Raw genomic sequence first — 24395 nt, forward strand, 5'->3', positions numbered from 1 at the left:
GACGAGGGGCGGGTAGGGTCCGAAGGTGGCGTGATGACGGCGGTTGGGGTGGATATGCGCGATCTCCGGTACAAGATGATCATGGCGTTGAGCGCTGCCGACCTGGGTGACCCGATCTGCGAACAGGTGGCCGAGATCTGCGCCGAGATCGCCGAGCAGCACTGCGCGGAGTTCGGCCACACGCCGCAACTGCGCAGCGGCGAGATCGCCGAGTTGGCCACCGGCGAGCCGGCCCTCACCTGGGCACCGTCGACCCCCGACGCCGGGCAGCGGGCCTGGTGACCACGCCCGCACCCTCGGTCGACGTGCGCCGAGCCGAGGACCGCTTCGCCACCCGGATCTCCTGGCTGGACTCGAAGCACTCGTTCTCGTTCTCGCGGCACTACGACCCGGCCAACACCCACCACGGTCTGCTGCTTGTCAACAACGACGACGTGGTCCACCCGGGCGCCGGCTTCGAGACCCACCCGCACCAGGACATGGAGATCATCACCTGGGTGCTGCGCGGCTCCCTTGTGCACCAGGACTCCACAGGCCACTCCGGCGTGATCTACCCGGGCCTGGCCCAGCGGATGAGCGCCGGCACGGGCATCCTGCACTCGGAGAAGAACGACGCCTGGCGGCTCAACAACCAGGAGCCGCACAGCGACCCCGTGCACTTCGTGCAGATGTGGGTGCTCCCCGACGAGCAGGGCGTCGACCCCGGCTATGAACAGCTGGAGATCGAGGACGAGTTGCTGCGGGGCGGCCTGGTGCCGATCGCCTCCGGGATGGACCGCTACGACGGCGCGTCCGCGATCCGGATCCGCAACCGGTACGCCACCCTGCACGCCGCCCGCCTCGCCCCCGGCGACGAGGTCACCCTCCCGGACGCGCCCTTCGTGCACCTGTACGTGCCCAACGGCACGGTGACCCTGGAAGACAGCGGTCCGCTAGGCACCGGCGACGCGGCCCGACTCACAAGGACCGGCGCCCGCCGCGTAACCGCCACCGAACCCGCCGAAATCCTGGCCTGGGAAATGCACGCAACCCTGGCCTAACCCGCGCCCCGCCCCGCGCTGCCCTGCCCCGCCCCCGCGCTGCCCCGCCCCGCCTCGCGCTGCCCCGCCCCGCCTCGCGCTGCCCCGCCCCGCCTCGCGCTGCCCCGCCCCGCCTCGCGCTGCCCCGCCCCGTCCCGCGCTGCCCCGCCTCGCCCGCGATCTTGCACTTTCTGCCCGGGCATAACGGTATATAGACCGCGTTTCGGGGTCCGAAAGTGCAAGATCGCGGGCGCGGGCGCGGGCGCGGGCGCGGGCGCGGGCGCGGGCGAGGGCGAGGGGGCGCGGGGCAGGGTGGGGGGTGGTTAGGCTTTTTGTTCGGTTTGGTCTCCGGACCACAGGGTGTGGAACGAGCCCTCGCGGTCGACGCGCTGGTAGGTGTGGGCGCCGAAGTCGTCCCGCAGGCCCTGGATCAGCGCGGCGGGGAGCCGCTCGGCGCGCAGCGCGTCGAAGTACGCCAGTGACGACGAGAACGCCGGCGTCGGCACTCCGGCCCGGGCCGCGTCGGCCACCACTCGCCGCCAGCTCGGCACGCCGGCACTTACCGCGTCGGCGAAGTACGGCGCCACAAGCAGCGTCGGCAGGTCGGGCTGCTCGTCGTACGCCTCACGGATCCGGTCGAGGAAGCGGGCTCGGATGATGCAGCCGCCCCGCCAGATCGTCGCCGTGCCGCCGAGGTCGATGTTCCAGTCGTACTCCTGGCTGCCGGCGCGGATGTGGTCGAAGCCCTGCGCGTACGCCACGATCTTGGAAGCGAGCAGCGCCCGGCGGACGTCCTCGATAAACGCGTCCCGGTCGGTCACCTGCCACTTGTCACCGGCGTCCGGGAACGCCCGGCGGGCCGCCTCGCGCTGGTCGACGTGCCCGGAGAGCGAACGGGCGAACGTCGCCTCGGCGATCCCGGTGATCGGAATGCCGAGGTCGAGGGCGCTCTGCACGGTCCACCGCCCGGTGCCCTTCTGCTCGGCGCGGTCCTGCACGATGTCCACGAACGGCCGGCCGGTCGCCGCGTCGGTGTGCGCGAGCACATCGGCGGTGATCTCGATGAGGAACGAGCCCAGCTCGCCCTCGTTCCAGTCGCGGAAGATCTGCGCGATCTCCGCCGGCTGCGCGCCCAGACCGGCCCGGAGCAGGTCGTACGCCTCGGCGATGAGCTGCATGTCGGCGTACTCGATGCCGTTGTGCACCATCTTGACGAAGTGCCCGGCGCCGTCCGGTCCGACGTGCATGCAGCACGGCGCACCGTCCACGTGGGCGGCGATCTTCTCGAACATCGGACCGAGCTTGGTGTACGACTCGTCCGAACCCCCCGGCATGATGCTCGGCCCGAGCAGCGCGCCTTCCTCGCCGCCGGAGACGCCGGTGCCGCTGAAGTGCAGTCCCTTCGCGCGCAGCGCCTCCTCCCGGCGACGGGTGTCGGCGAAGTGGGCGTTGCCACAGTCGACGATGATGTCGCCCTCGTCCAGCAGCGGCACCAACTCGTCGATCACCGCGTCGGTGGGCGCGCCCGCCTTGACCATCACGATCACCGCGCGGGGCCGTTCCAGTGACGCCACGAAGTCGGCCATCGACTCGCCGGGTACGAAGGTGCCCTCGTCACCGTGCTCGGCGATGAGGCTGCGGGTGCGCTCGGGTGAACGGTTGTGCACCGCCACGGTGAAGCCGTTGCGGGCCAGGTTGCGGGCCAGGTTGCGGCCCATCACCGCCAGCCCGGTCACGCCGATCTGCGCTGTCGCCTGCTGAGCCATCCGTGCTGCCACCTCTCGCTGTCGTGCAGTCCTGCTGCGACCGTATCGCGGGGTACGCAGCGCGAGCACACCTGTCAACAGTTGGTCACCGACCGGTGGCGCTGCGCCCTCGACCGGCCCAGCGGCCAGCCTCGGGGCGGCGACCGACCCAGCGGCCAACCCTTGGCGTCAGCGACCGACGGTGGTCAGCCCCGGGCCAGGCGATCCTCCACGTGCGCCACCTTCGCGGTGAGCGCGTCGGTCACGCCGGGCCGCACGTCGGCCTTGAGCACCACGCTCACCCGCGGCGCCTGCGCGGCCACCACGTCGACCGCCCGCTTGACCACCGCCATCACCTCGTCCCACTCACCCTCGATCGTGGTGAACATGGCGTCGGTCCGGTTGGGCAACCCGGACTCGCGGACCACCCGTACCGCCTCGGCGACCAGGTCACCGACGGACTCACCGACACCGAGCGGGGTTACCGAGAACGCGATAAGCATGCCGCCGATCGTGCCAGGAAAATCGGCTGCGCCGGTGTACGCCCACCCGATAGTGTCCGGTCATGCGCTACTGACGCCCCACTTCCGAGCCGGCCGCCGCCCCGCGTCGCGGTCCGTGCGCTCCCGGCGTCCGCATTCTCGCCAGCCGTCTTCGGCGGTGCTTGTCGGTTCCGGTGAGCAGTCCCCTCCCCATCTCGACCGTCGCGCCGCGACGGTCACCAGCCGATCCGACCGACCGCCGGAGCGCGGGACCGGCCGTGACGGTCGGCACCGAAGGAGGCCCGGATGCCCGCCAGGCGCAACCCGAAGAAGTCCCGTACCCCCGGACCGACGCCGCTCGGCACCGACCCGGCGGCCAAGCGCGGCCCGCTCCCACCAACCCGCCCCGACCTCGGCCGCACGGTCGAGCCGGCGCTACCGGCCGTGCTGGTCGAGCCGGCAGGGCTGGTTGAGCCGGCGCTGCCGGCGGGGCTGGTTGAACCGGCGCTGCCGGCGGGGCTGGTTGGGCCGGCGCTGCCGGCGGGGCTGGTTGGGCCGGCGCTGCCCGCGGTGGCGCTGGGTGAGCTCGCGCCGGTCGACGTGCCGGCAGCAGTCGACGCGCCAGCGGTGGCAGACCTGCCGAAGGCGGCCGGGCGACCGACGGCGCCGACGGCCGGGCCGCCGCACGGTGGTGGAGGCCGCTCCGGCGGCGGCAAGAGCCAGCAGGCTGGCCAACCACGCCGCTACGCCTTCCGCCGCAGCTGACCGATCCGTCATCGCCCGCCGTGCGGCGGGCGATGACGACACCATCCCCGATGTTGTGGCCTCCACCGGCAGGCGAGGCCGCAACATCAGGGATGGTGCGGTCTTCTCCGGCCTGCGAGGCCACAACATCCCCGATGTTGTGCGGATCTTGACAGCGGCCCCGGGGCTGATCAGCCGATCAGCGGGCGGAAGGTGCCGAGCAGGACGCTTACGGTCAGGGCGCCGCCGGCCAGGGCGACCGCCCCGGCGACGAGCAGCCAGTCGGCGGGGCCGAAGCGTTGGCGGCGGGCGACGGTACGGGGTGTGTCGGCGTCGAACCCCCGCGCGTCCATTGCTACGGCCAGTCGGGTGCCTCGGCGGATCGCCCCGACCAGCAGCGCGAACGCGGTGGAGGTGAAGAGTCGCAGCTTCGCCACCGGGTTGCGTCCGGCGTCGACGCCGCGCGCCCGCCGGGCCATGCTGATCATCTGCCATTCCTGCCCGAGCAGCGGCACCAGCCGGAACGCGGCAAGTGCTCCGATGGCGAACCGGGGCGGCGCCTTCGCGTTCTGGATCAGCGCGTCGGCGAGGTCGGTGGGGTCGGTGGTGGCGAAGACGATCACGCCGGGCAGGGCAACCGCGAACACCCGCAGCACCAGACCGAGCGCGGTGAGCAGGACGCCTGTGGTCACCAGCACCGGCCCGACGTCCAGCAGGACCCGGCCGGACTTGTCGGCGGCGAAGAGCACCAGGGTGACCAGGATGCCCACGGCGCTGAGTAGCAGGGGCAGGGATCGTCGGGCCAGCACCCGGTAGCGGACGCCGAACAGCGGCAGAACGGCGAGTTCCACAGCGATGGCGATCGCCGGGGCCACCGGGTCCAGGGTGGCCAGCAGGGTGAACGAGAAGACCAGGGCGGCGGCGACCTTCGCCACCGGGTTGCGCCGGGCCAGCGGCGCGCCGGGCGCGGCGACCGGCTCAATACTGATCATCGGACGCCACCCCGGGCGACCACTGTCGCTCCTGAATCGCGGTGCGGCCGGAGAGCGCCGTCGACGAGGTTGGCGCCCGGGGTGGTCACTGTCGCTCCAGGGTGACGGTGCGGTCGGCGAGCGCGGCGACGAAATCCGCGTCGTGGGTGACAGTGACGATTCCGTGTCCGGCGTCGCGCAGGTCGGCGAAGAGGTCGACCAACTCCCGCCAGGTGCGCCGGTCCTGGCCGAAGGTCGGTTCGTCGCAGATCAGCAGGCGTGGCGCGGTGGCCAGGGCGGTCGCGACGCTCAGCCGCCGCGCCTCCCCACCCGAGAGGGTGTACGGGTTGGCGACGGCCAGCCGGGTCAGCCGCAGCCGGTCCAGCAGGTCCGCCACGGTGTCCTTGACGGTCGAGTCGGATTGGCCGGTCCGGCGCGGGCCGAGCGCCAACTCGTCGAAGACGGTGCTGGTGACGAACTGGTGCTCCGGGTCCTGGAAGACCGACCCGATCCGCCGGGCGAGCGCGGGTGCACGCCACCGGTGCGGGGGAGTGCGCTGGTCCGAACCGGCCAGCTCGGCGGACGCGGTCACCCGGCCGGTGCCCGGCTTGAGCAGCCCGCCGAGCAGCAGTGCGAGCGTCGACTTGCCGGCGCCGTTCGGGCCGCGTACGGCGAGTGCCTCTCCGGCGCGTACCGCCAGGTTTGTGGGACTCAGCCGGGGCGGCAGGCCGAGCCGGTCGGCGGTGATCAGCACCTCCCCGGCGGCGGCGGTGGCCGGCCGGGGCGTGACGGGGTGGCCCGGCACCCACACGCCCTCGGCGGCGAGGGCGGCGCCGTGCGCGGCGAAGACCGCCTCGGGTGGCCCGTCCGCGCGGACCCCGCCGCCGGGTTCCAGGACGACCACCCGGTCGACAAGCGGCAGCGCATCGGCGACCCGGTGTTCGACAAGGATCAGCGTGGTGTCCGCGTCCAGGGCGCCAGCCACCGCCCGTCGGATCAGGTCGGCGCCGGCCGGGTCGAGGTTGGCGGTCGGTTCGTCGAGCAGCAGCAGGCCGGGGCGCAGGGCAAGTGCGCCGGCCAGGGCGAGGCGTTGCTGCTCGCCGCCGGAGAGTGCGGCGGTGTTGCGGTCCCGGGAGTACGGGAAGCCGACGCGACGCAGTGCCTCGTCGACGCGGGGCCAGATCTCGGCTGTCGGTACGCCCCGGTTCTCCAGCCCGAACGCGACGTCGTCTCCGCTGCGGGCCATCACCAACTGGGTCTGCGGGTCCTGGAAGACGATGCCGACGCGTTCGCGGCCCTTGCGCGGGTCGAGCCCGTCGATCTCGACGGTGCCCTCCTGCTCGCCGGAGTCCTCGGCCAGCAACCCGGCCAGCGCGCTGAGCAGGGTGCTCTTGCCGGCCCCCGATGGCCCGAGCAGCAGTACGCGCTCACCGGCCTCCACCCGCAGGTCGACCCCGCGCACCGCCCAGGCGCGCCGCCCAGCGTGCCGCCACCCGAACCCCCGCAGCAGAACCTCACCCACCGGACCCACCCCCTCCCACCCACCTGTGCCACCCTGCCTGGTCGATCATGAGGTTGACCTGCGGATGGATACCCAATCCACAGTCAACCTCATGATCGACACGAGGGGTGGGGTCAGACGAGGGCTCGGTTTCGGCCTGCGGGGAAGCGGTCCAGGACGCCTGTGTTGGCCAGGGCACGGGTGAGCAGCCAGCCGCCGACACCGGCGATCACCGTGGCGCTGACGATGGTGAGCAGCGCGTACGGGATGCGGTAGTCACCCAGCGCGTAGTCGACGTTCCAGACGAAGAAGTCGAACAGCGCGGCACTCAGACCGGTAAGCGCGCCGGCCAGCGCCGCTGTCGGCAGCCGGTACGACCGGTAGCGGAAGGCGGCGAAGGCCAACTCGGCGCCGATGCCCTGCACGATCCCCTGCGGGATGACCGTGCCGGCCCACTGGCTGCCCAGCAGCGCGGAGACGACCGCCGCCACCGTCTCGCAGTAGAGCGCCGCGCCGGGCTTGCGGATGACCAGGCCGCCGACCACGGCCGGCATCAGCCAGACGCCGTAGATCAGCGTCTGTGCCGGCGGGAAGAAGGCGAAGGCGCCCTCGGTGGCGCTCCAGACCAGGCCCCAGGCCCAGAAGATGACGCCGAAGGCGACAGCGATCACCGAGGCGACCACGATGTCGATGGTCCGCCATCGGTGTGTGGTGTTGTCCATGTTTGCTCCCAGTTCAGTGAACGAACCAGGAGAAGACGCACGCCGCGCGTCCGGTGGCACCGGACGGCGGCGCGGCTGGAGGTCGACCGAACTCCCTGCGCTGGCATTACCCAGATCAGGTTCGAGGGTCTGCGGGCATGCCCGCACTCTCAGCGCTGTGCGCTCCCCTGTCGGATGTGAAGTTGTCTCGGTGACGCTAGCACCGACGAGCGTGCCGGCCCAGTGCGACGTCCGCCATCTGAGCGGCCGGCCGGCAGGACGCCGGCTGGGTAGGCTGACGATCATGCAGGTCGACGCACGAGGTTTCACCTTCGAGGTACGCACCGGTGGTCCACCGACCGGCGCTCCGGTCCTGTTGCTGCACGGCTTCCCGCAGCACAGCGGCGAGTGGGACGAGGTCGTCCCGGCGTTGCACGCGGCCGGGCTGCGCACGTACGCGCTGGACCAGCGCGGCTATTCGCCGGGTGCGCGGCCGGAGGCGGTCGCCGACTACCGCATCCCCGAGTTGGTCGCCGACGCGGTGGCCGTGCTCGACGCGCTCGGGCTGGACGCCGTCCACCTGGTCGGGCACGACTGGGGCGCGATCGTGGCGTGGGCGGTGGCCGCCGCGCACCCCGATCGGGTCCGTACGCTCACCGCCGTGTCCGTGCCGCATCCGGCCGCCATGGCGCACGCCCTCGCCACCGGCACCGAGCAGAAGGCCCGCTCGTCGTACATCGCGCTGTTCCGTAAGCCCGGCAAGGCCGAGAAGGTGCTGCTGGCGTTCAACGCGATGGCGCTGCGCAAGCTGCTCGGCGGGGTGGGTGACGCGTCCCAGGTAGGCCGTTACGCCGACCCGATGCGCGAGCCGGGCGCCCTCACCCCCGCCCTCAACTGGTACCGGGCCATGTCCCGGGCCGACCTGGCCGCCGTCGGCCCGGTCGCGGTGCCGACCACGTATGTGTGGAGTGACAGGGACATCGCCATCGGCCGGACCGCCGCCGAAGCCTGCGCCGCAAACGTTAGTGGCGACTACCGCTTCGTACCGCTGCCCGGTGTCACCCACTGGATCCCGGACGCCGCGCCGGGGCCGCTCGCCGAGGCGATCCTGGCCCGGGTCGCAGGAACGGCCTGAGCGGTGCCTGTCGACGGGGGCGCGGTGACCACGAACGCCGGCGGGCCGAGCACCCGCCGCTCGGTCGCCGCGCAACTGCGCCTGCTGGGCGTACGCCCCGGCTCGACAGTGCTTGTGCACGCGGGTCTGCACCCGTTGGGCTTCGTCTGCGGTGGACCGCACGCGGTGGTGCTCGCCCTGCGTGACGCGCTCGGCCCGGACGGCACGATAGTGGTGCCGACCCACACGCCCGACAACAGCGACCCGGCGCAGTGGCGCAACCCGCCGGTGCCGGTGGACTGGTGGCCGCTGATCCGCGCCGAGATGCCGGGGTTCGACCCGGCGGTCACTCCCAGCCGCTACATGGGCGCGCTCGCCGAGACGGTGCGCGGCTGGCCCGGGGCGCTGCGCAGCGCGCATCCCCAGGTGTCGTTCGCCGCGCTCGGCCCGGCCGCCGAGCAGGTCGTCGCCGGGCACGCCCTGGCCGACATGCTCGGCGCACAGTCTCCGCTGGCCCGGCTCTACGACCTGGACGCCGACGTGCTGCTGCTCGGAGTGGGCCACAGCGCCAACACGTCGCTGCACCTGGCCGAGTACCGCCTACCGGCGCCGGTCCGCGAGCGGCTGGGCGCGGCGGTGCGGACGGGCGACGGTGGCCGCGAGTGGGTGTGGTGGGAGGACGTCCGGCTCGACGCGACCGACTTCGGCGCGTTGGGCCGGGACCTGGAGTCCGGCGGGACGGTCCGCATCGGCCCGGTGGGCGCCGGGACCGCGAGGTTGGTACGCCAGCGGGCGGCAGTCGACTTCGCGGTGCGGTGGATGGCCCGCAACAGGACGACGGAGGACACATGAGCGTGAGCGCCGACGACTATCTGGCAGTGGTGACCGAGACGATCGGCCGGGTGGCCGCCAGCCAGCGGGAGGCGGTGGGGCGCGCCGCCGACCTGATCGCCGACGCCGTACGCGCCGACGGGGTGGTGCACGCCTTCGGGACTGGGCACTCCGAGGCCCTGGCCATGGAGATCGCCGGTCGGGCGGGTGGCCTGGTGCCGACCAACCGGATCGCGCTGCGTGACCTGGTGCTGCTCGGTGGTGAACCGGCCGAGCGGCTCGGCCCGCTGCTGGAACGCGACCCGGCCGTGGCGCACCGCCTCTACGAGTTGGCCCCGGTGCGGCCAACAGACGTCTTCGTCCTCGCCTCGAACTCCGGGGTCAACGGCGCCATGGTCGAGTTCGCCACGCTTGTCAAGGAGCGGGGGCACGGGCTGGTGGCGATCACCTCCGCGCAGCACTCCGGTCGGATGACGTCCCGCCACCCGTCCGGGCGCAAGCTGAGTGACCTGGCCGACGTGGTGCTCGACAACGGCGCACCGTACGGCGATGCGACGCTGCCGCTGCCCGGCGGCGGCGCGGTCGGCGCGGTCTCGTCGATCACGGCGGCGCTGCTGGCCCAGCAGGTCACCGTGGAGGTGGTGGCCCGGTTGCTGGCGGCGGGGGAGCGGCCCCCGGTCTACCTGTCGGCGAACATCCCGGACGGCGACGCGCACAACGCGGAGTTGGAGGCCCGGTACGCGGGCCGGATCCGTCGCGGTTCCTGAGCCTGTCCGGTGCCGCCGGGCTGGGCACTGTCCCGGCAGCGCCGTGCAGGTGTCGTGAACCTGTTTCGCGCTCAGCCGTGTGGGGCATTGGCGTTGCTGCCGGCGGGCAGGACCGCCGGCAGTAGCGTTTCACCGGAGGTAGCGCGTGTCGAAGGAGACCGAGAAGCAGCGTTGGCAGCGCAACTTCGCCGACCTGCTGCAGGAGTTGCGGGTCGCCCAGACCGGCGTGCAGATCCTCTTCGCCTTCCTGCTGACCCTGCCGTTCAGCAACGGGTTCAACCAGACCAGCGAGTTCCAGCGGGATGTCTACATCGTCGCGTTGCTCTCCGCGGCCGCCGCCACCGCGATGATCATTTCGCCGGTGGCGTTCCACAGGGCGCTGTTCCGGCAGGGGCGCAAGCCGGAGTTGGTCCGCTTCGCACACCGGATGGCCAGCGGCGGGCTCGCGTTCATGCTGATCTCCATGGTCAGCGCGGTGCTGCTGATCACCGACTTCGTGCTGGACCGGCCGATCGCCTTCCTGCTCAGCGCGCTGACCGGGCTCTGGTTCCTCACCTTCTGGGCGGTCCTGCCGTTCTCCAGGCGCAGCTGGGGCGAGGACGACATCGACGACGACGATGACGACCCGGAGACGCTTACCGGTCGCTGAGGACGGCGATCCGCACGTACGTGGCGCTACCCCTTGGTAACAAGCGGGGGTAGCGTGACGGTAGTCACGCACGTCGACGCAGCCGCACCGAGGTTCGAGGGGGCAGCCGTGACCACGACGCAGAACGGCCGACCGACGCCGGACGGCCCCGACTCCGCTGCCACAGCGGACGCCGCCGCTGCCACGCCGGAATCCGCTGGCACGCCGGACTCGGGTGGAGCGCCGGACTCGGGTGGAGCGCCGGCGGCCGGTGGTGCGACGCCGCTACCGGCGGAGGCCGGGCAGGTCTCCGAGAAAGAGGCCCGACAGGTCGCCGAGGCGGCCCGCGAGTCCACCTGGGACCGGCCCAGCTTCGGCAAGGAGTTGTTCCTCGGTCGGTTCCGGCTCGACCTCATCGACCCGTGGCCGCGCTCCGACCCGGACGATGTGGCCCGCGCCGAGGAGTTCCTCGGCCGGTTCCGCGACTTCCTCGCCTCCGAGGTGGACGGAGCCGCCATCGAGCGCGACGCGTCCATTCCGGACTCGGTGTTCCACGGCCTGGCCGACCTCGGCGCGTTCGGCATGAAGATCGACCGGAAGTACGGCGGCCTGGGCCTGAGTAACCTGCACTACTGCCGGGCGCTGATACTTGCCGGCTCGGTAAGCCCGGCGATAGGCGCGCTGCTCTCGGCACACCAGTCGATCGGGGTGCCGCAGCCGCTGAAGATGTTCGGCACCGCCGAGCAGAAGCAGCGTTTCCTGCCCCGGCTCGCCGCTGGCGAGGTGTCCGCGTTCCTGCTGACCGAGCCGGACGTCGGCTCCGACCCGGCCCGGCTGGCGACCACCGCCGAACCGACCGAGGACGGCACCGGCTACCGGCTCAACGGTGTGAAGCTGTGGGCCACCAACGGCATCGTGGCCACCCTGCTTGTGGTGATGGCACGGGTGCCGGCCGGCGAGGGCCGCCGCGGCGGCATCACCGCCTTCGTAGTGGACGGCGACAGCGCGGGCATCACCGTCGAGCGGCGCAACGAGTTCGTCGGCCTGCGCGGCCTGGAGAACAGCCTGACCCGGTTCCACGACGTTTTCGTACCTGCCGAGAACGTCATCGGCGGCGAGGGCAAGGGCCTCAAGATCGCCCTGACCACGTTGAACACCGGTCGGCTCTCGTTGCCGGCCATGTGTGTGGGTGCCGGCAAGTGGGCGTTGAACGTGGCCCGGGGATGGGCTGCCGACCGGGTTCAGTGGGGTCGGCCGGTGGGCGAGCACGAGGCGGTCGCCCAGAAACTCTCGTTCATCGCGGCCACCACGTACGGCATGGAGACCATGCTCGACCTGTGCTGCCTGCTCGCCGACGACGACCGCAACGACATCCGGATCGAGGCGGCGCTGGTCAAGCTGTACGCCAGCGAGATGGCCTGGAAGATCGCCGACGAGCTGATCCAGATCCGGGGTGGACGCGGCTACGAGACGGCCGACTCGCTGGCCGCCCGAGGCGAGCGCGCCGCAGCCGTCGAGCAGATGATGCGTGACCTGCGGATCAACCGGATCTTCGAGGGCTCGACCGAGATCATGCACCTGCTGATCGCCAGGGAAGCCGTCGACGCCCACCTGTCGGTGGCCGGCGACATCATCGACCCGGAGGCGGGGCTCGGCCGCAAGGCCCGCGCCGGTGCCCGGGCGGGCGCCTTCTACGCGAAGTGGCTGCCGACCCTGGCCGTCGGCCGGGGGCAGAGCCCGTCGGCGTACGCCGAGTTCGGCCCACTGGCCGCGCACCTGCGCCAGGTCGAGCGGTCGTCGCGCAAGCTGGCCCGTTCGACGTTCTACGCGATGTCCCGCTGGCAGGGAAAGATGGAGCGCAAGCAGGCGTTCCTCGGCCGCATCGTCGACATCGGGGCAGAGCTGTTCGCGATGTCGGCGGTCTGCGTCCGAGCGACGGCCGAACGGGACAGCCGACCAGAGAACGTCGAGTTGGCCGACCTGTTCTGCCGGCAGGCGCGGGTCCGTGTGGACGCGCTGTTCGCCGCCCTGTGGGACAACACCGACTCGGTCGACACCGCCGCCGCGAAGCGGATCCTCGCCGGCCGCTACGCCGGTCTGGAGGAGGGTGTGATCACCCCGTCCGACGAGCTGCCCTGGGTGGCCGGGTGGACGCCCGGCCCGTCGACCGCCGAGGACGTCCGCCGCCGAATCCCCCCGAAGCCGTAGACCGCGGCGCCCGGCCACCGCACCGCAGCCACGCCGGCCGGCGGCGGCAACCGGGTGGCAGATCCATACCAGGTCGCCGAGGTGGGGGCATCCGGACGCCCGGACACACCCATGTCGGCGATCTGGAGTGGATCAAAGCCAGGGTTCAGCGGCCCCTGCCACGCAGGCCCAGTTGGCGCAGCTCCAGCGCGGCCAACGCGTCGACTGTGTCGTCGTCGCCGCGCCGCCACGCCTCGGCCACGTCCGGCGCGATCCGAGTCAGTCGGCCCAGTGGCTGGGTGGCCAGCGCGCGCAGGGCGAGCAGGTCCCGGCCGGCCGGTCCGGCGGCCAGTTTCGCGGCCGACCCGGCCCGGCGCATCCACCGCAGTCGCAGCGGCAGCCACCCGAACAGCACCAGGCCGAGCGGAAAGATCAGCACCGCGATGGTGAGCGCCAGGGCGAGTTGGTCGACCAGGTGCTGCTGGTCGCGGCCGGCGTCGGCGAGCCCACGAGCGGCGTCGGCCGCACGCTGGAAGGGCGCGGTCAGCTCGTCGCCGACAAGCGGCACCCGGCCGACCTTGCCGCCGGCGTCACCCAGGTTGTCGGCGAGCCCGCTGCCGGCGCCCTCCAGCTTCTGCCCGGGTACGGCGAGCTTCTGCACCAGGTCGTGCAGCCAGAGCGCGCCGCGGATCGCGACGTACACCCAGGCGACGACGAGTAGGTCGGTGAGCAACTGGCGGGCGGCGGTCGGAAAGCGATCGGCGTAGATCTTCACGCCGGACAGCGTGCCACGAACGGCCCGCCCCGGCACCTCGCCGGATCAGCCGCGAACGTCAACCCTCGGGGCGCGACAGTCAGCGCACGCAGGCCGGGCAGGTGCCGAAGATCTCCAGGGTGTGGCTGACGTCGGCGTAGCCGTGCTGTGCGGCGACCCGGTCGGCCCAGCTCTCCACCGCTGGCCCGGCCACCTCGACGGTGCCCCCGCAGGCCCGGCAGACCAGGTGGTGGTGGTGGCCCTCGCTGCACCGGCGGTAGAGGTGCTCGCCGCCCGGCGGGCGCATCACGTCGATCTCGCCCGCGTCGGCAAGCCCCTGCAACGTCCGGTAGACGGTGGTCAGGCCGACCCGCTCACCGCGCTGCCGGAGCATCGCGTGCAGATCCTGGGCGCTGTGGAAGCCCTCCATCTCGCCCAGCAGGGCGCTCACCGCCGAGCGCTGCCGGGTGTTGCGCACCGCGGAGCCGCTCTCGCTCATGACCCCTCCCCGGCGTGGCTCACCGCATCCGCCACGATGTGCGCCACGTGCTCGTCGACAAGGCAGTAGGCGATCTCCCTGCCCCGGCGGGACCCCCGCACCACGCCCGCGCCGCGCAGCACCCGCAGGTGCTGGGAGACAAGCGGTTGTGCGGCCCCGAGCTTCTCCACCAACTCGTGCACACACCGCTCGCCGTCGGCGAGCTCGCTGACGATGGCCAGCCGGATGGGTGCCGACAGGGCGCGGAGCAGCTCGCTCGCCCCGTCGAAGCCCTCGTAACCCGTAGCGCTGGTCATTCTGTAACGGTAACCAATACCACCGTCATCCGCCGATCCGGTCAGTGGAGCACGACCTCGTGCGGTTCGGCCGGCGATACGGAGGCCGGCGTCGCCCGGCGGCGCAGCGCCCGCCAGATGCCCCCGGCCACGGCCACCACCAGGAAGGAGGCGATCGCCATCAGCACCACCGAGGCTCCCGGCGCGGTGTCCGCCGTCGCCGCCACCCAGACGCCGGTGCCGGCGGCGAAGAGCCCGAGTGCCATGGCTGCGGTCATCGTGCTGCGGAAGCCGCGGGTGACCTGCTGGGCGGTCGCCACCGGAACCACCATCAACGCGCTGATCAGCAGCACCCCGACGGCCCGCATCGCGATGGTCACGGTGACCGCCGTGGTGACCGCGATCAACAGATTGAGGGTACGCACCGGCAGGCCGGAGACCCGGGCGTACTCCTCGTCGTGACTGACCGCGAAGAGCGCCGGCCGCAGCGCGATCATGGTGACGAGGATCGCCGCTCCGAGCACCGCGATGGTGGTCAGGTCGGCGGCGGAGATGGTGGTCAGCGACCCGAACAGGTAGGAGTTGAGGTTGGCGCTTGTGGCGTCGGAGAGGCCGACAAGCAGCACGCCGCCGGCGATGCCGCCGTAGAAGAGCAGGGCCAGCGCCAAATCGCCTGAGGTGCGGCCACGGGCACGGACCAGCTCGATGGCTATCGCGCCGGCGGTCGCCACGATCACCGCCACCAGCACCGGCGAACGGTTGAGCAGCAGACCCGCGCCGACACCTGTCAACGCCACGTGCCCGATGCCGTCGCCGATCAGCGTCAACCGGCGCTGCACCAGGTAGATGCCGAGCGCCGGCGCGGCCAACCCGATCACCAGCGCGGCAATCAGGGCACGCTGCATGTACGGATACTGGAAGAGTTCCATGGTCAGCTGCTCCACAGCCCGGCGGGCTCGTCGGGACCGTGCGGGTGCACGTGGTCGTGGTCGGGCTCCGCGTGGTGGCCGGCCGGGTCCGGCACCGGGCCGTCGTGACAGATACCGCCCTCGTGTACGACGACAGCCCGGCTGATCACCGGCCGCAGCGGGCCCAACTCGTGGGCCACCAGCAGCACCGTGCCGCCGTCGCTGACGAAGTCGCGCAGCGCGCCGGCGAACGCCTCTTGGCTGGCCGCGTCCACCCCAGCGGTGGGCTCGTCGAGGATCAACAGCTCCGGTCGGCCGGCCAGCGCGCGGGCGATGAGCGTGCGCTGCTGCTGGCCCCCGGAGAGGGTGGCCACCGGGTCGGCGGCCCGGTCGGCGAGCCCGACCGCGCGTAGCGCGTCGTCCACGGCGACCCGGTCGGCCCCGCCCGGAGGGCGGAGCAACCCCCGGCGAGCCAGCCGGCCGGAGGCCACGACCTCGCGGACGGTCGCTGGTACGCCGCCACCCGCGCCGAGGCGCTGGGGGACGTACCCGATGCGCTGCCACTGCCGGAACCGGCGCAACGGCTGGTCGAAGAGGGTGATCGAGCCGGTGCCCAGCGGCACCAGGCCGAGCACGGCGCGGATCAGCGTGGACTTGCCGGAGCCGTTGGCGCCGAGCACCGCGACCACCTCCCCGGCGGTCACGGTGAGCGAGACGTCCCGCAGCACCGGGCGGCCGTCGTAGCCGACCGCCGCGTGCTCGACGGTGATCACAGGTGCGCTCACGAGCAGCTCAACGCCGTCCGCAGGGTCTCCAGGTTGGTACGCATCACCGAAAGGTAGTCGCCGCTGCTGCCAGCGGCGAGCCCTTCGAGCGGGTCGAGCACCGCGGTCTTCGCTCCGACCTGACCGGCGATGGTCTCGGCCACCTTCGGGCTGACCAGGGTCTCGAAGAAGATCGTGGAGGCCTGGTGCTCCTTGGCCTCCTCGATGACCTGCGCGAGCCGTTGCGGCGAGGGCTCGACGTCCGGGCTCAGCCCGGTGATGCCGATCTGCTCCAGCCCGTACCTGTCGGCCAGGTAGCCGAACGCGGTGTGGCTGGTCACGATCTCGCGCCGCTGGCAGGTCCGCAGGCCGTCGGTGAACTCGCCGTCCAGCGTCGTCAGCTCGGCGCGCAACGTCGTGGCGCGGTCGGTGTAGTCGGCGGCGTGGTCGGGGTCGGCCTCGCCGAGCCGCTGGGCGAGTTGGTCGCCGATGCGGGCCAGCCGGGTCGGGTCGAGCCAGACGTGCGGGTCCTTACCGCCGGTCTCCTCGCCGTGCTCCTCCTCGCCGTCGTGGTCGTGGCCGCCGGCGTTCAGATCCAGCAGCGGCTGCACGCTCGCCACGTCGAAAACCCGGTCGCCACCGCCCTGCGCGACCGCATCGTCGACCGCCGGCTGGAAGCCCTTGAGGTAGACGATCAGCTCCGCGTCGCTGACCTGGCCGACCTGCTTCGGGCTGAGCTCCAGGTCGTGGGGCTCGGCGCCGGGCTTGGCCAGGTTCGTCACCCGGACCGCGTCGCCGCCGATCCGCTCGGCGAGGAACTGGAGCGGATAGAACGCGGCGACCACGTCGACCCGTTGCGGATCGGCGCCGGCCGGGCCGCCGGTGGAGCAGCCGGCCCCGGCGCCCAGGGCGAGCAGGGCGGTCGCGGCGGCCAGGACACGGGACGTGGTGCGGTTGGTCATGCCCCCAACTGTCCGTGGCAACGACAATGATTGTCAAAAACGCATAGCTGCATGTCAGAGCAGCTTCGCCAGGCCCACAGTCACCAGCAGGGTCAACATCAACAGCCGGATCAGCCGGGTCTGCGGCGCCTGAACCGCCCAGGTGGTCACCAACAGGGCCACCAGGGCTGCTGCGAGCGCCAGCGTCAGCAGCCCGCCGACCACCCCCGGGGTGAAGAACGCGACAAGCACCACCACAAGGGTGAGCAGGAACACCGACGTCGGGTTGGCACCGGCCAACCGGGTCAGCAGAGGGCGCTGCGTACGCTGCATCCCACAGACTCTACGAGGAGGCACCCCAGTTGCTGGTGACCAACCGGTTCGTGGTCGACGTCGATGTCGCCGACGATTTCACCGAACGGGCGCACGCCGCCCTCACCGCACTGGCCGCCCGCCCCGGCTACCTGCGAGGTCAACTCCTCCGGGCACTTGACGACCCCCGGCACTGGACGCTGCTCACCGAGTGGGAGTCGGTCGGCACCTACCGGCGGGCCCTGGGCGCCTTCGAGGTCAAGGTCAGCGCCGTACCGCTGCTCGCCGAGTCGGTCGACGAACCGTCCGCGTACGAGACGCTGGCCAGCGCGGCGCCCGGCGGGGCAGTGGTGGTCGCCGAGAGTGATCGGGCTGCTGGTCCTTACCGCTGAGCCGTCGGGCACTACCCTGCTCGTATGACCGCACCCGCCCCGCCGCCCGGTCCCGGTGTGGCTCCGCCGTTCGCCGCGCCGCCCACCGAGGGCCGCCGGACCCGGCTCTGGATCGGCCTCGGCGTCGGCGCACTCGCCATCCTGCTCTGCTGCGGAGGGGGAGGCAGTGCCATCGTCGGCCTGGCCGTCAGCGGCGTGCAGGCGATCCGGGAACAGGGCCGCACGGTCACAAGCGACTACTACCAGGCGCTTGTCGAGCGGAAGTACGGGCGCGCGTACGACCAGCTCTGCGACGACGCGCAGCGGCGCGAGTCACGCCCCGAGTTCGAGCGCAGGGCCGCCGCCGAGCCGCAGGTCACCGCCTTCCGGGTGGGCGAGGTCGACACGACAAACCTGACCGTGCCCGTCGACGTGACACTCGACGGGGGCGACCGGGAACGGCAGCAGGTCACCCTCGGCCAGGACGGTGAGACCGGTGGCATGGAGGTCTGCGGGGTGAGCTGAGCCGCCCCCGGTATTCTGCTGTCGCTCGGGGTGCCGATGGTCGTACCGTTGTCCCCGAACTGCCCGATCCATCCACATCTCGCCCCCGCCGACCGCCAGCCGGCGTAGGAGGAAACATGCCAGCCGACCGTATCGACGCCGTCGTCAGCCTCGCCAAGCGCCGAGGCTTCGTCTTCCCCTCCAGCGAGATCTACGGAGGCACCCGATCGGCGTGGGACTACGGTCCGCTCGGTGTGGAGCTCAAGGAGAACGTCCGCCGGCAGTGGTGGAAGACAATGGTCCAGCAGCGCGACGACGTCGTCGGCCTCGACTCCGCGGTGATCCTGGCCCGCAAGGTGTGGGAGGCGTCCGGCCACATCGCCGAGTTCGTCGACCCGCTCACCGAGTGCCAGTCCTGCCACAAGCGGTTCCGGGCGGACCACATCGAGGAAGCGTACGAGGCCAAGCACGGCCACGCGCCCACCTCACTCGCCGAGGTCAACTGCCCCAACTGCGGCAACAAGGGCACCTTCACCGAGCCGAAGATGTTCAACGGCCTGATGAAGACGTACCTGGGCCCGGTGGAGAGCGACGAAGGGATGCACTACCTGCGCCCGGAGACCGCGCAGGGCATCTTCGTCAACTACAAGAACGTCGAGACGGTCGCCCGCAAGAAGCCGCCGTTCGGCATCGCGCAGACCGGCAAGTCGTTCCGCAACGAGATCACCCCGGGTAACTTCATCTTCCGGACCCGCGAGTTCGAGCAGATGGAGATGGAGTTCTTCGTCGAGCCGGGCACCGACGAGCAGTGGCACGAGTACTGGCTCCAGGAGCGCTGGAACTGGTACCTCGACCTCGGCCTCTCGGCGGACAACCTGCGTCTCTACGAGCACCCCGCCGAGAAGCTCTCCCACTACTCGAAGCGCACCGTCGACATCGAGTACCGCTTCCAGTTCGGCGGCACCGAGTTCGCCGAGTTGGAAGGCGTCGCCAACCGCACCGACTTCGACCTCTCCACGCACAGCAAGCACTCCGGCGTCGACCTGTCGTACTTCGACCAGACCAAGAGTGAGCGCTGGATGCCGTACGTCATCGAGCCGGCCGCCGGCCTGACCCGCGCGGTGCTCGCCTTCCTGCTGGAGGCGTACGACGAGGACGAGGCGCCGAACACCAAGGGCGGCGTGGACAAGCGCACGGTGATGCGGTTCGACCCGCGGCTGGCCCCGGTCAAGGTGGCGGTGCTGCCGCTGTCCCGCAACGAGGCGCTGTCGCCCAAGGCCAAGGATCTCGCCGCGCTGCTGCGCAAGCGCTGGGTGGTGGAGTTCGACGACTCGCAGGCGATCGGCCGCCGCTACCGTCGGCAGGACGAGATCGGCACCCCGTTCTGCGTGACAGTCGACTTCGACACGCTGGACGACAACGCCGTGACGGTCCGCAACCGAGACACCATGACCCAGGAGCGCGTCTCCCTGGACCAGGTGGAGCGCTACCTGATCGAGCGCCTCCCCGGCTGCTAAGACGGTGGGCACGGGGCCTCGGCCGACGCGAAGAGCGCCGGTCGGGGCCCCGTACACTTGTGCGGTGACTGCCTCGACCGTCCCTGCGCTGCGCCCGTTGACTCTTGGGCAGAACCAGGTGTGGCCGCCGGTGGTGCTCGCGCCGATGGCGGGGATTACCAACGTCGGTTTCCGCCGGCTCTGCCGGGAGCAGGGCGGCGGCATCTACGTCTGCGAGATGATCACTACCCGGGCGCTTGTCGAGCGGAACCCGAAGACACTGCGCATGATCGCCTTCGGCGACGACGAGAAGCCCCGCAGCCTCCAGCTCTACGGCACCGACCCGGAGATCACCGCCGCCGCCGTGCGGATCGTCGTCGAGCGCAACCTGGCCGATCACATCGACCTCAACTTCGGCTGCCCGGTCCCCAAGGTCACGCGGCGTGGTGGCGGCGCGGCGCTGCCGTGGCGGCGCCGGCTCTTCGCCCGGCTGGTGAAGGCCGCGGTGGCCGCCGCGTCACCGGCCGGCGTGCCGGTCACGGTCAAGATGCGCAAGGGCATCGACGACGACCACCTGACGTACGTCGAAGCAGGGCTCGCCGCCCAGGACGCCGGCGTGGCCGCAGTGGCCCTGCACGGGCGGACGGCCGCGCAGCGCTACTCGGGCACCGCCGACTGGGACGCGATCGCCACCTTGAAGCAGGCGCTCGATGTGCCGGTGCTCGGCAACGGTGACATCTGGGAGGCCGACGACGCGCTGCGGATGGTCGCCCACACCGGGGTCGACGGCGTGGTCGTCGGCCGTGGCTGCCTGGGGCGGCCGTGGCTGTTCGCCGACCTGGAGGCCGCCTTCAACGGCCGGCCCGAGCGGCGGCTGCCCTCCCTCGGCGAGGTGGCGGTGACCATGCGCCGGCACGCCGAGTTGCTTGTCGACCAGTTCGTGGCGGGAGCCCGCAACCCGGCTCGGGGGGAGCGGGACGGCTGCACCGACTTCCGCAAGCACGTCGCCTGGTACCTCAAGGGCTTCCCGGTCGGCGGCGAACTGCGCCGCTCGCTCGCGATGATCGAGAGCCTGGCCCAGCTCGACGACCTGCTCGGCAAGCTCGACCCGGCCGAGCCGTTCCCAGTGGCCGCCCTGGGTCAGCCGCGCGGCCGTACCAACTCGCCGGGCAAGGTCTTCCTGCCCGACGGCTGGCTGGCCAGCCGGGACGACGACACCGTCCCCGAGGGCGCCGAGATGGACGACTCCGGCGGCTGATCCACACCGACTCGGCACCTGGTGGGTGCGTCCCGTGCGGTGGTGCGTCGGGGCTGGGCCCGGCCTTGGCCGGGCTGGGCCTGGGTTGGGCTGGGCCTGGGTTGGGCTGGGCCTGGGTTTGGGCTGGGCCCGGGTTTGGGCTGGGGTGCCGGGGGTTGGGTTTGCGTCCTTTAGAGCTGATGTCGTAGACGGATCATCGCTCTGACCGCCGTTGGTGGGCCGCTCGTTTGGCCACCCGTTGCTTGGCGGAGGGCGTTGGCGGGCTGGCGGGTGTCGGCTCCGCCTGCAAGCGATTGAGGCGATCGACAGCGGGTCCGTGGCTCGTAGGTGGGTCGGCGCTTGCCATTGTCATCGTGGCCGTAGGTAAGTCGGTCCTGCCGTCGTCATCGTGGCCTTCGGCGGCATTCATCGCCGACGCTGCCGGTGAGTGGATCGCGGCCGTGGCCGGTGCTCTGATTCGTTTGCGGCATCAGCTCCAAAGGATCCGCGGCCCATGTCCGGTAGTTCGGCGGTCCGCTCGATCCGGTCTTGGCGTTCTCGCCGTCGGCTGGCTTTATGACGGCGGAAGGGCCGGGCCCCTGGTGGGGTCCGGCCCTTCGTCGTGTTCGCCGTGCCGTGGTGTGGTGGGTTAGCTGGTGGCGTAGCCGCGGGTGGCGATCCAGTCGGCGAGGTGCTCGACGGTGACCTGGTAGGAGGCGGTGTTGGGGTTGGCGGAGTCGGCGATGGTGACGGTGTTGCCGTTGTCGGTGTAGCCGACGACGCTGATGTAGTGGCCGCCTTCGAAGGAGTGGGTGTTGCCGTCGGTGTCGGTGGTGGTGCCGGCGATGTTGGCGACCACGGCGCGGCCGTCGTCAACGGTCTTGACGATGTCCTGGCGCAGCTTGTCGGTCTGGGTGTCGTCGGCGGCGGGGGTGTTGATCTCGACGGAGCGGTAGGCGTCGTTCTTGCCGGTTTCCTTGTTGAGCACGGGGGTGATGTCGTTGATGCTGTTGGTGCCGTTCTCGGTGGTGCCCATTTCCTTGGCCATGGCGTCGACGCTGATGTCCTTGCCCTGGACGGACAGGGCGTTGCGGGCGGCGGCGGGGCCGCAGTAGTAGAAGTTCGGCTGGGCTTCGTAGCGCACGTCGAGCTGACGCTCACCCTTGCCCTGGCTCTGGCCGGTGGGCTTGGCGTCGGCGGCGTAGGCGGTAGTGATGGGGCCGGCGATGGCGCCACCGGTGAAGGCCAGGCCAGCAGCGGTCAGAGCGGTCTTACGAATCAGATCGGTACGCATGGCGTGCTCCTCTGCATTCGGGGGTCCGCGACACCAGGGGGGCGGTGCGCACGGGCGTGCAAGGGGAGAAAGGGTTCCGGGGGGATCTCACCGGGCGGCCCGGGGGGCCTGCTCGGGGTGGTCCAGGGGGATGTAACCGTCCGGGCCGGCGGGTCATTCCACCGCGCTCCGGGGGATTTTCAACCGGCGGCCCGGGGGCCTGCTCGGGGTGTTCCGGGGGATGTAACCGTCGGGGCTGGCGGGTCATTCCACCGCGCTCCGGGGATCTTCAACCGGCGGCCCGGGGGGCCTGCTCCGGGGTGTTCCGGGGGATGTAACCGGGCCGGCCGGGTCGATGTTCCCGGAGGCCAGGGGAGCCGGGCCGCGCGGGGCGGGGGCTGTCGTGGTTACCCCCTGTACAACCAGGCGGCCCGGCCCATCATTCCGCCGCCAGAGTGCCCCCGACCACAGCGCACCCAACCCCAAACCCGACAAACCACCCGACCGCAGTCGGGGCCGGGCGGTGATCGACTCGGTATCGGCGACATCGCGGTATCCGAACGCCCGGACACCCCCTCATCGCCGACATGGAGTCGATCAGCGAAACGAAACCCGGCAAACAGGCTCTCAGGGGATTTCCGGGCCGAGTTGGGGCGCTTCGTATTGACGGGGGATGGCGGGGACTGCCGGCCAGGGGATCTCGGGCGTGCGGTGGAAGGTGATGCCGGCGGTGGCCCACCGTGGCCCGTGCCCGGCCAGGCGCTCACGGAACCCGGCCCAGTCGTGCGCCGCCTGGGGTGACCAGCCCAGCTCGGCGATGGCCGGGAGCCGGGGGAGCAGCAGGTACTCGATCTCGGCAAGCGAGGTGACCGACTCGGTCCAGAGCGGCGCCTCCACGCCGAGCACGGCCTCTGCGGGTACGCCTGTGAGGTGTGTGCCCGGATCCCAGTCGTAGGCCCGGCGTACGTCGATCAGGCCGGCCCAGTCGTGCCCGATCGGGGTGTCCGGCGCGTACTTCATGTCCAGGTAGGCGTGGTTGCCGGGGGAGAGGATCAGTCGGGCGCCCCGGCGGACGGCGTCGCCTGTGGTGGGGTCGTCGCCGTTCGTCCCCCACCACTGGAGGACCCGCCCGTCGACGTGGGCGGCCGGTGCGACCTGGTGCCAGCCGACGACTGTCTTGCCGAGGCCGGCGACGATGCGCTGGACCCGCTCCACGAAACCGGTGTAGACCTCGCCCTTGACCTTGAACGCCTCGTCACCGCCGATGTGCAGCCACGGCCCCGGGGTGAGGGCGGCGAGTTCTCCGAGCACGTCGGCGACGAAGTCGTACGTCCGCTCGTCGGCGGGGTCGACGTAGCTGAAGCCGACCTCGGTGCCGGTGTACGGCGGCGGCGCGACCTTGTCCGGTGCCAGTTCGGGGTACGCGACGAGCGCCGAGTTGGTGTGGCCGGGCAGGTCGATCTCCGGTACGACGGTGATGTGCCGGGCGGCGGCGTACTCGATGATCTTTTGGTAGTCGGTCTTGGTGTAGTGCCCGCCGGGGCCGCCGCCGACCTCGGTCGTCCCGCCCAGCGTGGTCAACCTCGGCCATGAGTCGACGGCGATGCGCCAGCCCTGGTCGTCGGTGAGGTGCAGGTGCAGATGGTTGAGCTTGTAGCGGGCCAGGTGGTCGATCACCCGCAGCACGTCCTCGACGGCGAAGAAGTGTCGTGCCACGTCGAGCATCGCGCCCCGGTAGGCGAAGCGTGGGCGGTCCACGATGCTGCCACCGGGCAGCGCCCAGCGTGCGGCGACAGGCGTCGGGCTCTCCACGGCGGCGGGGAGGAGTTGGCGCAGGGTCTGCACGCCGTGGAACAGGCCGGCGGCGGTCTCGGCGGCGATGCGGACCTCGGTGCTTGTCACGTCGAGCCGGTAGCCCTCCGCGCCGAGGGTGGTGGGCGGGCGAGCCGGGGCCGGGGTGGCGGGCGTGTGGGCCAGGGTGAGCGTCAGGTCGCCGGTGGGCGCGACGTCGACGCTGTCGGCGACCGGCAGGGGGAACCCGGTCACGGGCCGGAGCAGCGCGGCGAGGTGTTCGGCGACCGCGCGGGCGCCCGGGTGGGCGGTGACCCGGATGGCCGTGTCCCCGGTGAGCACGAATGTCGCCGTCGGGTCGGCCTCGACCTGCTCGGGTGCCGGTACGACGGCGTCGAGGCGTGCCGGGGGTGCGGGGGTGAGCAGGTCGCTGGCCGTGCGCGTGGCGAGCATTGCCAGGTCCGCGGCGGCCGGCTCGTGCGTGGGCAGCACCGTCGGGTCGGTGGCGGGGGCCGTGAGGCTCGGCTCGGGGCCGGTGGCGGAGGGGGATGGCACGACGACGGCTCCGGGGGTTATTTCG

The 24395-nt window shown here is 71.7% G+C and carries 26 protein-coding genes and 1 riboswitch; of the genes, 12 read left to right on the plus strand and 14 right to left on the minus strand.

What is annotated here, in order from left to right; genetic code table 11:
- Positions 1-33 precede the first annotated feature (33 nt).
- Both ACFY2Q_RS08555 and ACFY2Q_RS08560 read left to right on the plus strand, forming a co-directional pair.
- Positions 34-282 carry a thioredoxin reductase gene (locus ACFY2Q_RS08555; protein WP_387128548.1) on the plus strand — a complete coding sequence of 83 codons (249 nt, stop codon included), beginning with the start codon at positions 34-36 and terminating at the stop codon, positions 280-282.
- Positions 279-1040, plus strand: a complete 762-nt coding sequence (locus tag ACFY2Q_RS08560; RefSeq protein WP_387128549.1) for a pirin family protein — start codon at positions 279-281, stop codon at positions 1038-1040. Before ACFY2Q_RS08555 ends, ACFY2Q_RS08560 begins: the two co-directional genes overlap by 4 nt.
- A 302-nt stretch (positions 1041-1342) precedes the next feature.
- Here the strand turns inward: ACFY2Q_RS08560 and gndA are convergent, their stop codons facing one another.
- Both gndA and ACFY2Q_RS08570 read right to left on the minus strand, forming a co-directional pair.
- Positions 1343-2785, minus strand: a complete 1443-nt coding sequence (gndA, locus tag ACFY2Q_RS08565) for an NADP-dependent phosphogluconate dehydrogenase (protein WP_387128550.1) — start codon at positions 2783-2785, stop codon at positions 1343-1345.
- Positions 2786-2970: 185 nt separating this feature from the next.
- Positions 2971-3267 carry an MTH1187 family thiamine-binding protein gene (locus ACFY2Q_RS08570; RefSeq protein ID WP_387128551.1) on the minus strand — a complete coding sequence of 99 codons (297 nt, stop codon included), beginning with the start codon at positions 3265-3267 and terminating at the stop codon, positions 2971-2973.
- Between the two features lie 285 nt (positions 3268-3552).
- On the opposite strand from ACFY2Q_RS08570, the gene ACFY2Q_RS08575 reads away from it, so the two are divergent.
- On the plus strand, positions 3553-4011 hold the full coding sequence (locus tag ACFY2Q_RS08575; RefSeq protein ID WP_387128552.1) for a hypothetical protein: 459 nt from the start codon (positions 3553-3555) through the stop codon (positions 4009-4011).
- 170 nt (positions 4012-4181) lie between these two features.
- Here ACFY2Q_RS08575 and ACFY2Q_RS08580 read toward each other — a convergent pair whose 3' ends face one another.
- From ACFY2Q_RS08580 to ACFY2Q_RS08590, 3 genes are all read right to left on the minus strand, one after another.
- Positions 4182-4982, minus strand: coding sequence for an energy-coupling factor transporter transmembrane component T family protein (locus tag ACFY2Q_RS08580; RefSeq protein ID WP_387128553.1), 801 nt, complete (start codon positions 4980-4982; stop codon positions 4182-4184).
- 85 nt (positions 4983-5067) lie between these two features.
- Entirely contained in the window at positions 5068-6483 is a 1416-nt protein-coding gene (locus ACFY2Q_RS08585) for an ABC transporter ATP-binding protein (protein WP_387128554.1), read from the minus strand.
- A 113-nt stretch (positions 6484-6596) separates the two neighbouring features.
- Positions 6597-7184 (minus strand): ECF transporter S component, encoded by a 588-nt coding sequence (locus tag ACFY2Q_RS08590; RefSeq protein WP_387128555.1) that lies wholly within the window; start codon positions 7182-7184, stop codon positions 6597-6599.
- A gap of 74 nt (positions 7185-7258) precedes the next feature.
- A riboswitch (TPP riboswitch) is annotated at positions 7259-7363 on the minus strand.
- 104 nt (positions 7364-7467) lie between these two features.
- Here ACFY2Q_RS08590 and ACFY2Q_RS08595 point away from each other — a divergent pair.
- From ACFY2Q_RS08595 to ACFY2Q_RS08615, 5 genes are all read left to right on the plus strand, one after another.
- Positions 7468-8298 (plus strand): alpha/beta fold hydrolase, encoded by an 831-nt coding sequence (locus ACFY2Q_RS08595; RefSeq protein ID WP_387128556.1) that lies wholly within the window; start codon positions 7468-7470, stop codon positions 8296-8298.
- A 24-nt stretch (positions 8299-8322) separates the two neighbouring features.
- Positions 8323-9129, plus strand: coding sequence for an aminoglycoside N(3)-acetyltransferase (locus tag ACFY2Q_RS08600; protein WP_387128557.1), 807 nt, complete (start codon positions 8323-8325; stop codon positions 9127-9129).
- On the plus strand, positions 9126-9875 hold the full coding sequence (locus ACFY2Q_RS08605; protein WP_387128558.1) for a sugar isomerase domain-containing protein: 750 nt from the start codon (positions 9126-9128) through the stop codon (positions 9873-9875). The genes ACFY2Q_RS08600 and ACFY2Q_RS08605 overlap by 4 nt, the downstream gene beginning before the upstream one ends.
- A gap of 145 nt (positions 9876-10020) precedes the next feature.
- The gene (locus ACFY2Q_RS08610) at positions 10021-10524 is read left to right on the plus strand and encodes a DUF6328 family protein (protein ID WP_387128559.1); all 504 of its coding nucleotides are present in this window, start codon (positions 10021-10023) and stop codon (positions 10522-10524) included.
- Positions 10525-10632: 108 nt separating this feature from the next.
- Positions 10633-12711 carry an acyl-CoA dehydrogenase family protein gene (locus ACFY2Q_RS08615; RefSeq protein ID WP_387128560.1) on the plus strand — a complete coding sequence of 693 codons (2079 nt, stop codon included), beginning with the start codon at positions 10633-10635 and terminating at the stop codon, positions 12709-12711.
- A 145-nt stretch (positions 12712-12856) separates the two neighbouring features.
- On the opposite strand, the gene ACFY2Q_RS08620 is transcribed toward ACFY2Q_RS08615, so the two are convergent.
- The 7 genes from ACFY2Q_RS08620 to ACFY2Q_RS08650 all read right to left on the minus strand — a co-directional run bounded on the left by ACFY2Q_RS08620 (position 12857) and on the right by ACFY2Q_RS08650 (position 17164).
- Positions 12857-13465 (minus strand): hypothetical protein, encoded by a 609-nt coding sequence (locus ACFY2Q_RS08620; protein ID WP_387128561.1) that lies wholly within the window; start codon positions 13463-13465, stop codon positions 12857-12859.
- Positions 13466-13544: 79 nt separating this feature from the next.
- Entirely contained in the window at positions 13545-13943 is a 399-nt protein-coding gene (locus tag ACFY2Q_RS08625; RefSeq protein WP_387128562.1) for a Fur family transcriptional regulator, read from the minus strand.
- Positions 13940-14239, minus strand: a complete 300-nt coding sequence (locus ACFY2Q_RS08630; protein ID WP_387128563.1) for an ArsR/SmtB family transcription factor — start codon at positions 14237-14239, stop codon at positions 13940-13942. The genes ACFY2Q_RS08625 and ACFY2Q_RS08630 overlap by 4 nt, the downstream gene beginning before the upstream one ends.
- Positions 14240-14280: 41 nt before the next feature.
- Positions 14281-15147, minus strand: a complete 867-nt coding sequence (locus tag ACFY2Q_RS08635; RefSeq protein ID WP_387128564.1) for a metal ABC transporter permease — start codon at positions 15145-15147, stop codon at positions 14281-14283.
- 2 nt (positions 15148-15149) lie between these two features.
- Positions 15150-15911 (minus strand): metal ABC transporter ATP-binding protein, encoded by a 762-nt coding sequence (locus ACFY2Q_RS08640; RefSeq protein ID WP_387128565.1) that lies wholly within the window; start codon positions 15909-15911, stop codon positions 15150-15152.
- A complete protein-coding gene (locus ACFY2Q_RS08645) occupies positions 15908-16852 on the minus strand; it encodes a metal ABC transporter substrate-binding protein (protein WP_387128566.1) in 945 nt (314 codons plus the stop codon). Before ACFY2Q_RS08645 ends, ACFY2Q_RS08640 begins: the two co-directional genes overlap by 4 nt.
- Before the next feature lie 54 nt (positions 16853-16906).
- Complete coding sequence (locus tag ACFY2Q_RS08650) at positions 16907-17164, minus strand: hypothetical protein (protein WP_387128567.1); 258 nt, start codon at positions 17162-17164, stop codon at positions 16907-16909.
- Positions 17165-17193: 29 nt separating this feature from the next.
- On the opposite strand from ACFY2Q_RS08650, the gene ACFY2Q_RS08655 reads away from it, so the two are divergent.
- From ACFY2Q_RS08655 to dusB, 4 genes are all read left to right on the plus strand, one after another.
- Positions 17194-17535, plus strand: a complete 342-nt coding sequence (locus tag ACFY2Q_RS08655) for an antibiotic biosynthesis monooxygenase family protein (RefSeq protein ID WP_387128568.1) — start codon at positions 17194-17196, stop codon at positions 17533-17535.
- Positions 17536-17559: 24 nt separating this feature from the next.
- Positions 17560-18039 (plus strand): hypothetical protein, encoded by a 480-nt coding sequence (locus ACFY2Q_RS08660; protein WP_387128569.1) that lies wholly within the window; start codon positions 17560-17562, stop codon positions 18037-18039.
- Positions 18040-18155: 116 nt separating this feature from the next.
- Positions 18156-19535 (plus strand): glycine--tRNA ligase, encoded by a 1380-nt coding sequence (locus tag ACFY2Q_RS08665; RefSeq protein ID WP_387128570.1) that lies wholly within the window; start codon positions 18156-18158, stop codon positions 19533-19535.
- Positions 19536-19599: 64 nt separating this feature from the next.
- Positions 19600-20772, plus strand: coding sequence for a tRNA dihydrouridine synthase DusB (dusB, locus tag ACFY2Q_RS08670; protein WP_387128571.1), 1173 nt, complete (start codon positions 19600-19602; stop codon positions 20770-20772).
- Between the two features lie 628 nt (positions 20773-21400).
- Here dusB and ACFY2Q_RS08675 read toward each other — a convergent pair.
- Both ACFY2Q_RS08675 and ACFY2Q_RS08680 read right to left on the minus strand, forming a co-directional pair.
- On the minus strand, positions 21401-22045 hold the full coding sequence (locus tag ACFY2Q_RS08675) for a C39 family peptidase (protein WP_387128572.1): 645 nt from the start codon (positions 22043-22045) through the stop codon (positions 21401-21403).
- A 606-nt stretch (positions 22046-22651) separates the two neighbouring features.
- Complete coding sequence (locus tag ACFY2Q_RS08680; RefSeq protein WP_387128573.1) at positions 22652-24370, minus strand: beta-N-acetylhexosaminidase; 1719 nt, start codon at positions 24368-24370, stop codon at positions 22652-22654.
- Positions 24371-24395 lie beyond the last annotated feature (25 nt).

This window comes from Micromonospora sp. NPDC000316 (genome assembly GCF_042898885.1).
GTDB lineage: Bacteria > Actinomycetota > Actinomycetes > Mycobacteriales > Micromonosporaceae > Micromonospora.

What these genes read in the sequence shown, in the direction of transcription:
- ACFY2Q_RS08555 (WP_387128548.1), top strand. Translation starts at nt 34, where the DNA reads ATGACGGCGGTTGGGGTGGATATGCGCGATCTCCGGTACAAGATGATC.
- gndA (WP_387128550.1), bottom strand. Translation starts at nt 2,785, where the DNA reads ATGGCTCAGCAGGCGACAGCGCAGATCGGCGTGACCGGGCTGGCGGTG.
- ACFY2Q_RS08570 (WP_387128551.1), bottom strand. Translation starts at nt 3,267, where the DNA reads ATGCTTATCGCGTTCTCGGTAACCCCGCTCGGTGTCGGTGAGTCCGTC.
- ACFY2Q_RS08575 (WP_387128552.1), top strand. Translation starts at nt 3,553, where the DNA reads ATGCCCGCCAGGCGCAACCCGAAGAAGTCCCGTACCCCCGGACCGACG.
- ACFY2Q_RS08580 (WP_387128553.1), bottom strand. Translation starts at nt 4,982, where the DNA reads ATGATCAGTATTGAGCCGGTCGCCGCGCCCGGCGCGCCGCTGGCCCGG.
- ACFY2Q_RS08590 (WP_387128555.1), bottom strand. Translation starts at nt 7,184, where the DNA reads ATGGACAACACCACACACCGATGGCGGACCATCGACATCGTGGTCGCC.
- ACFY2Q_RS08595 (WP_387128556.1), top strand. Translation starts at nt 7,468, where the DNA reads ATGCAGGTCGACGCACGAGGTTTCACCTTCGAGGTACGCACCGGTGGT.
- ACFY2Q_RS08605 (WP_387128558.1), top strand. Translation starts at nt 9,126, where the DNA reads ATGAGCGTGAGCGCCGACGACTATCTGGCAGTGGTGACCGAGACGATC.
- ACFY2Q_RS08625 (WP_387128562.1), bottom strand. Translation starts at nt 13,943, where the DNA reads ATGAGCGAGAGCGGCTCCGCGGTGCGCAACACCCGGCAGCGCTCGGCG.
- ACFY2Q_RS08630 (WP_387128563.1), bottom strand. Translation starts at nt 14,239, where the DNA reads ATGACCAGCGCTACGGGTTACGAGGGCTTCGACGGGGCGAGCGAGCTG.
- ACFY2Q_RS08635 (WP_387128564.1), bottom strand. Translation starts at nt 15,147, where the DNA reads ATGGAACTCTTCCAGTATCCGTACATGCAGCGTGCCCTGATTGCCGCG.
- ACFY2Q_RS08645 (WP_387128566.1), bottom strand. Translation starts at nt 16,852, where the DNA reads ATGACCAACCGCACCACGTCCCGTGTCCTGGCCGCCGCGACCGCCCTG.
- ACFY2Q_RS08650 (WP_387128567.1), bottom strand. Translation starts at nt 17,164, where the DNA reads ATGCAGCGTACGCAGCGCCCTCTGCTGACCCGGTTGGCCGGTGCCAAC.
- ACFY2Q_RS08660 (WP_387128569.1), top strand. Translation starts at nt 17,560, where the DNA reads ATGACCGCACCCGCCCCGCCGCCCGGTCCCGGTGTGGCTCCGCCGTTC.
- ACFY2Q_RS08665 (WP_387128570.1), top strand. Translation starts at nt 18,156, where the DNA reads ATGCCAGCCGACCGTATCGACGCCGTCGTCAGCCTCGCCAAGCGCCGA.
- ACFY2Q_RS08675 (WP_387128572.1), bottom strand. Translation starts at nt 22,045, where the DNA reads ATGCGTACCGATCTGATTCGTAAGACCGCTCTGACCGCTGCTGGCCTG.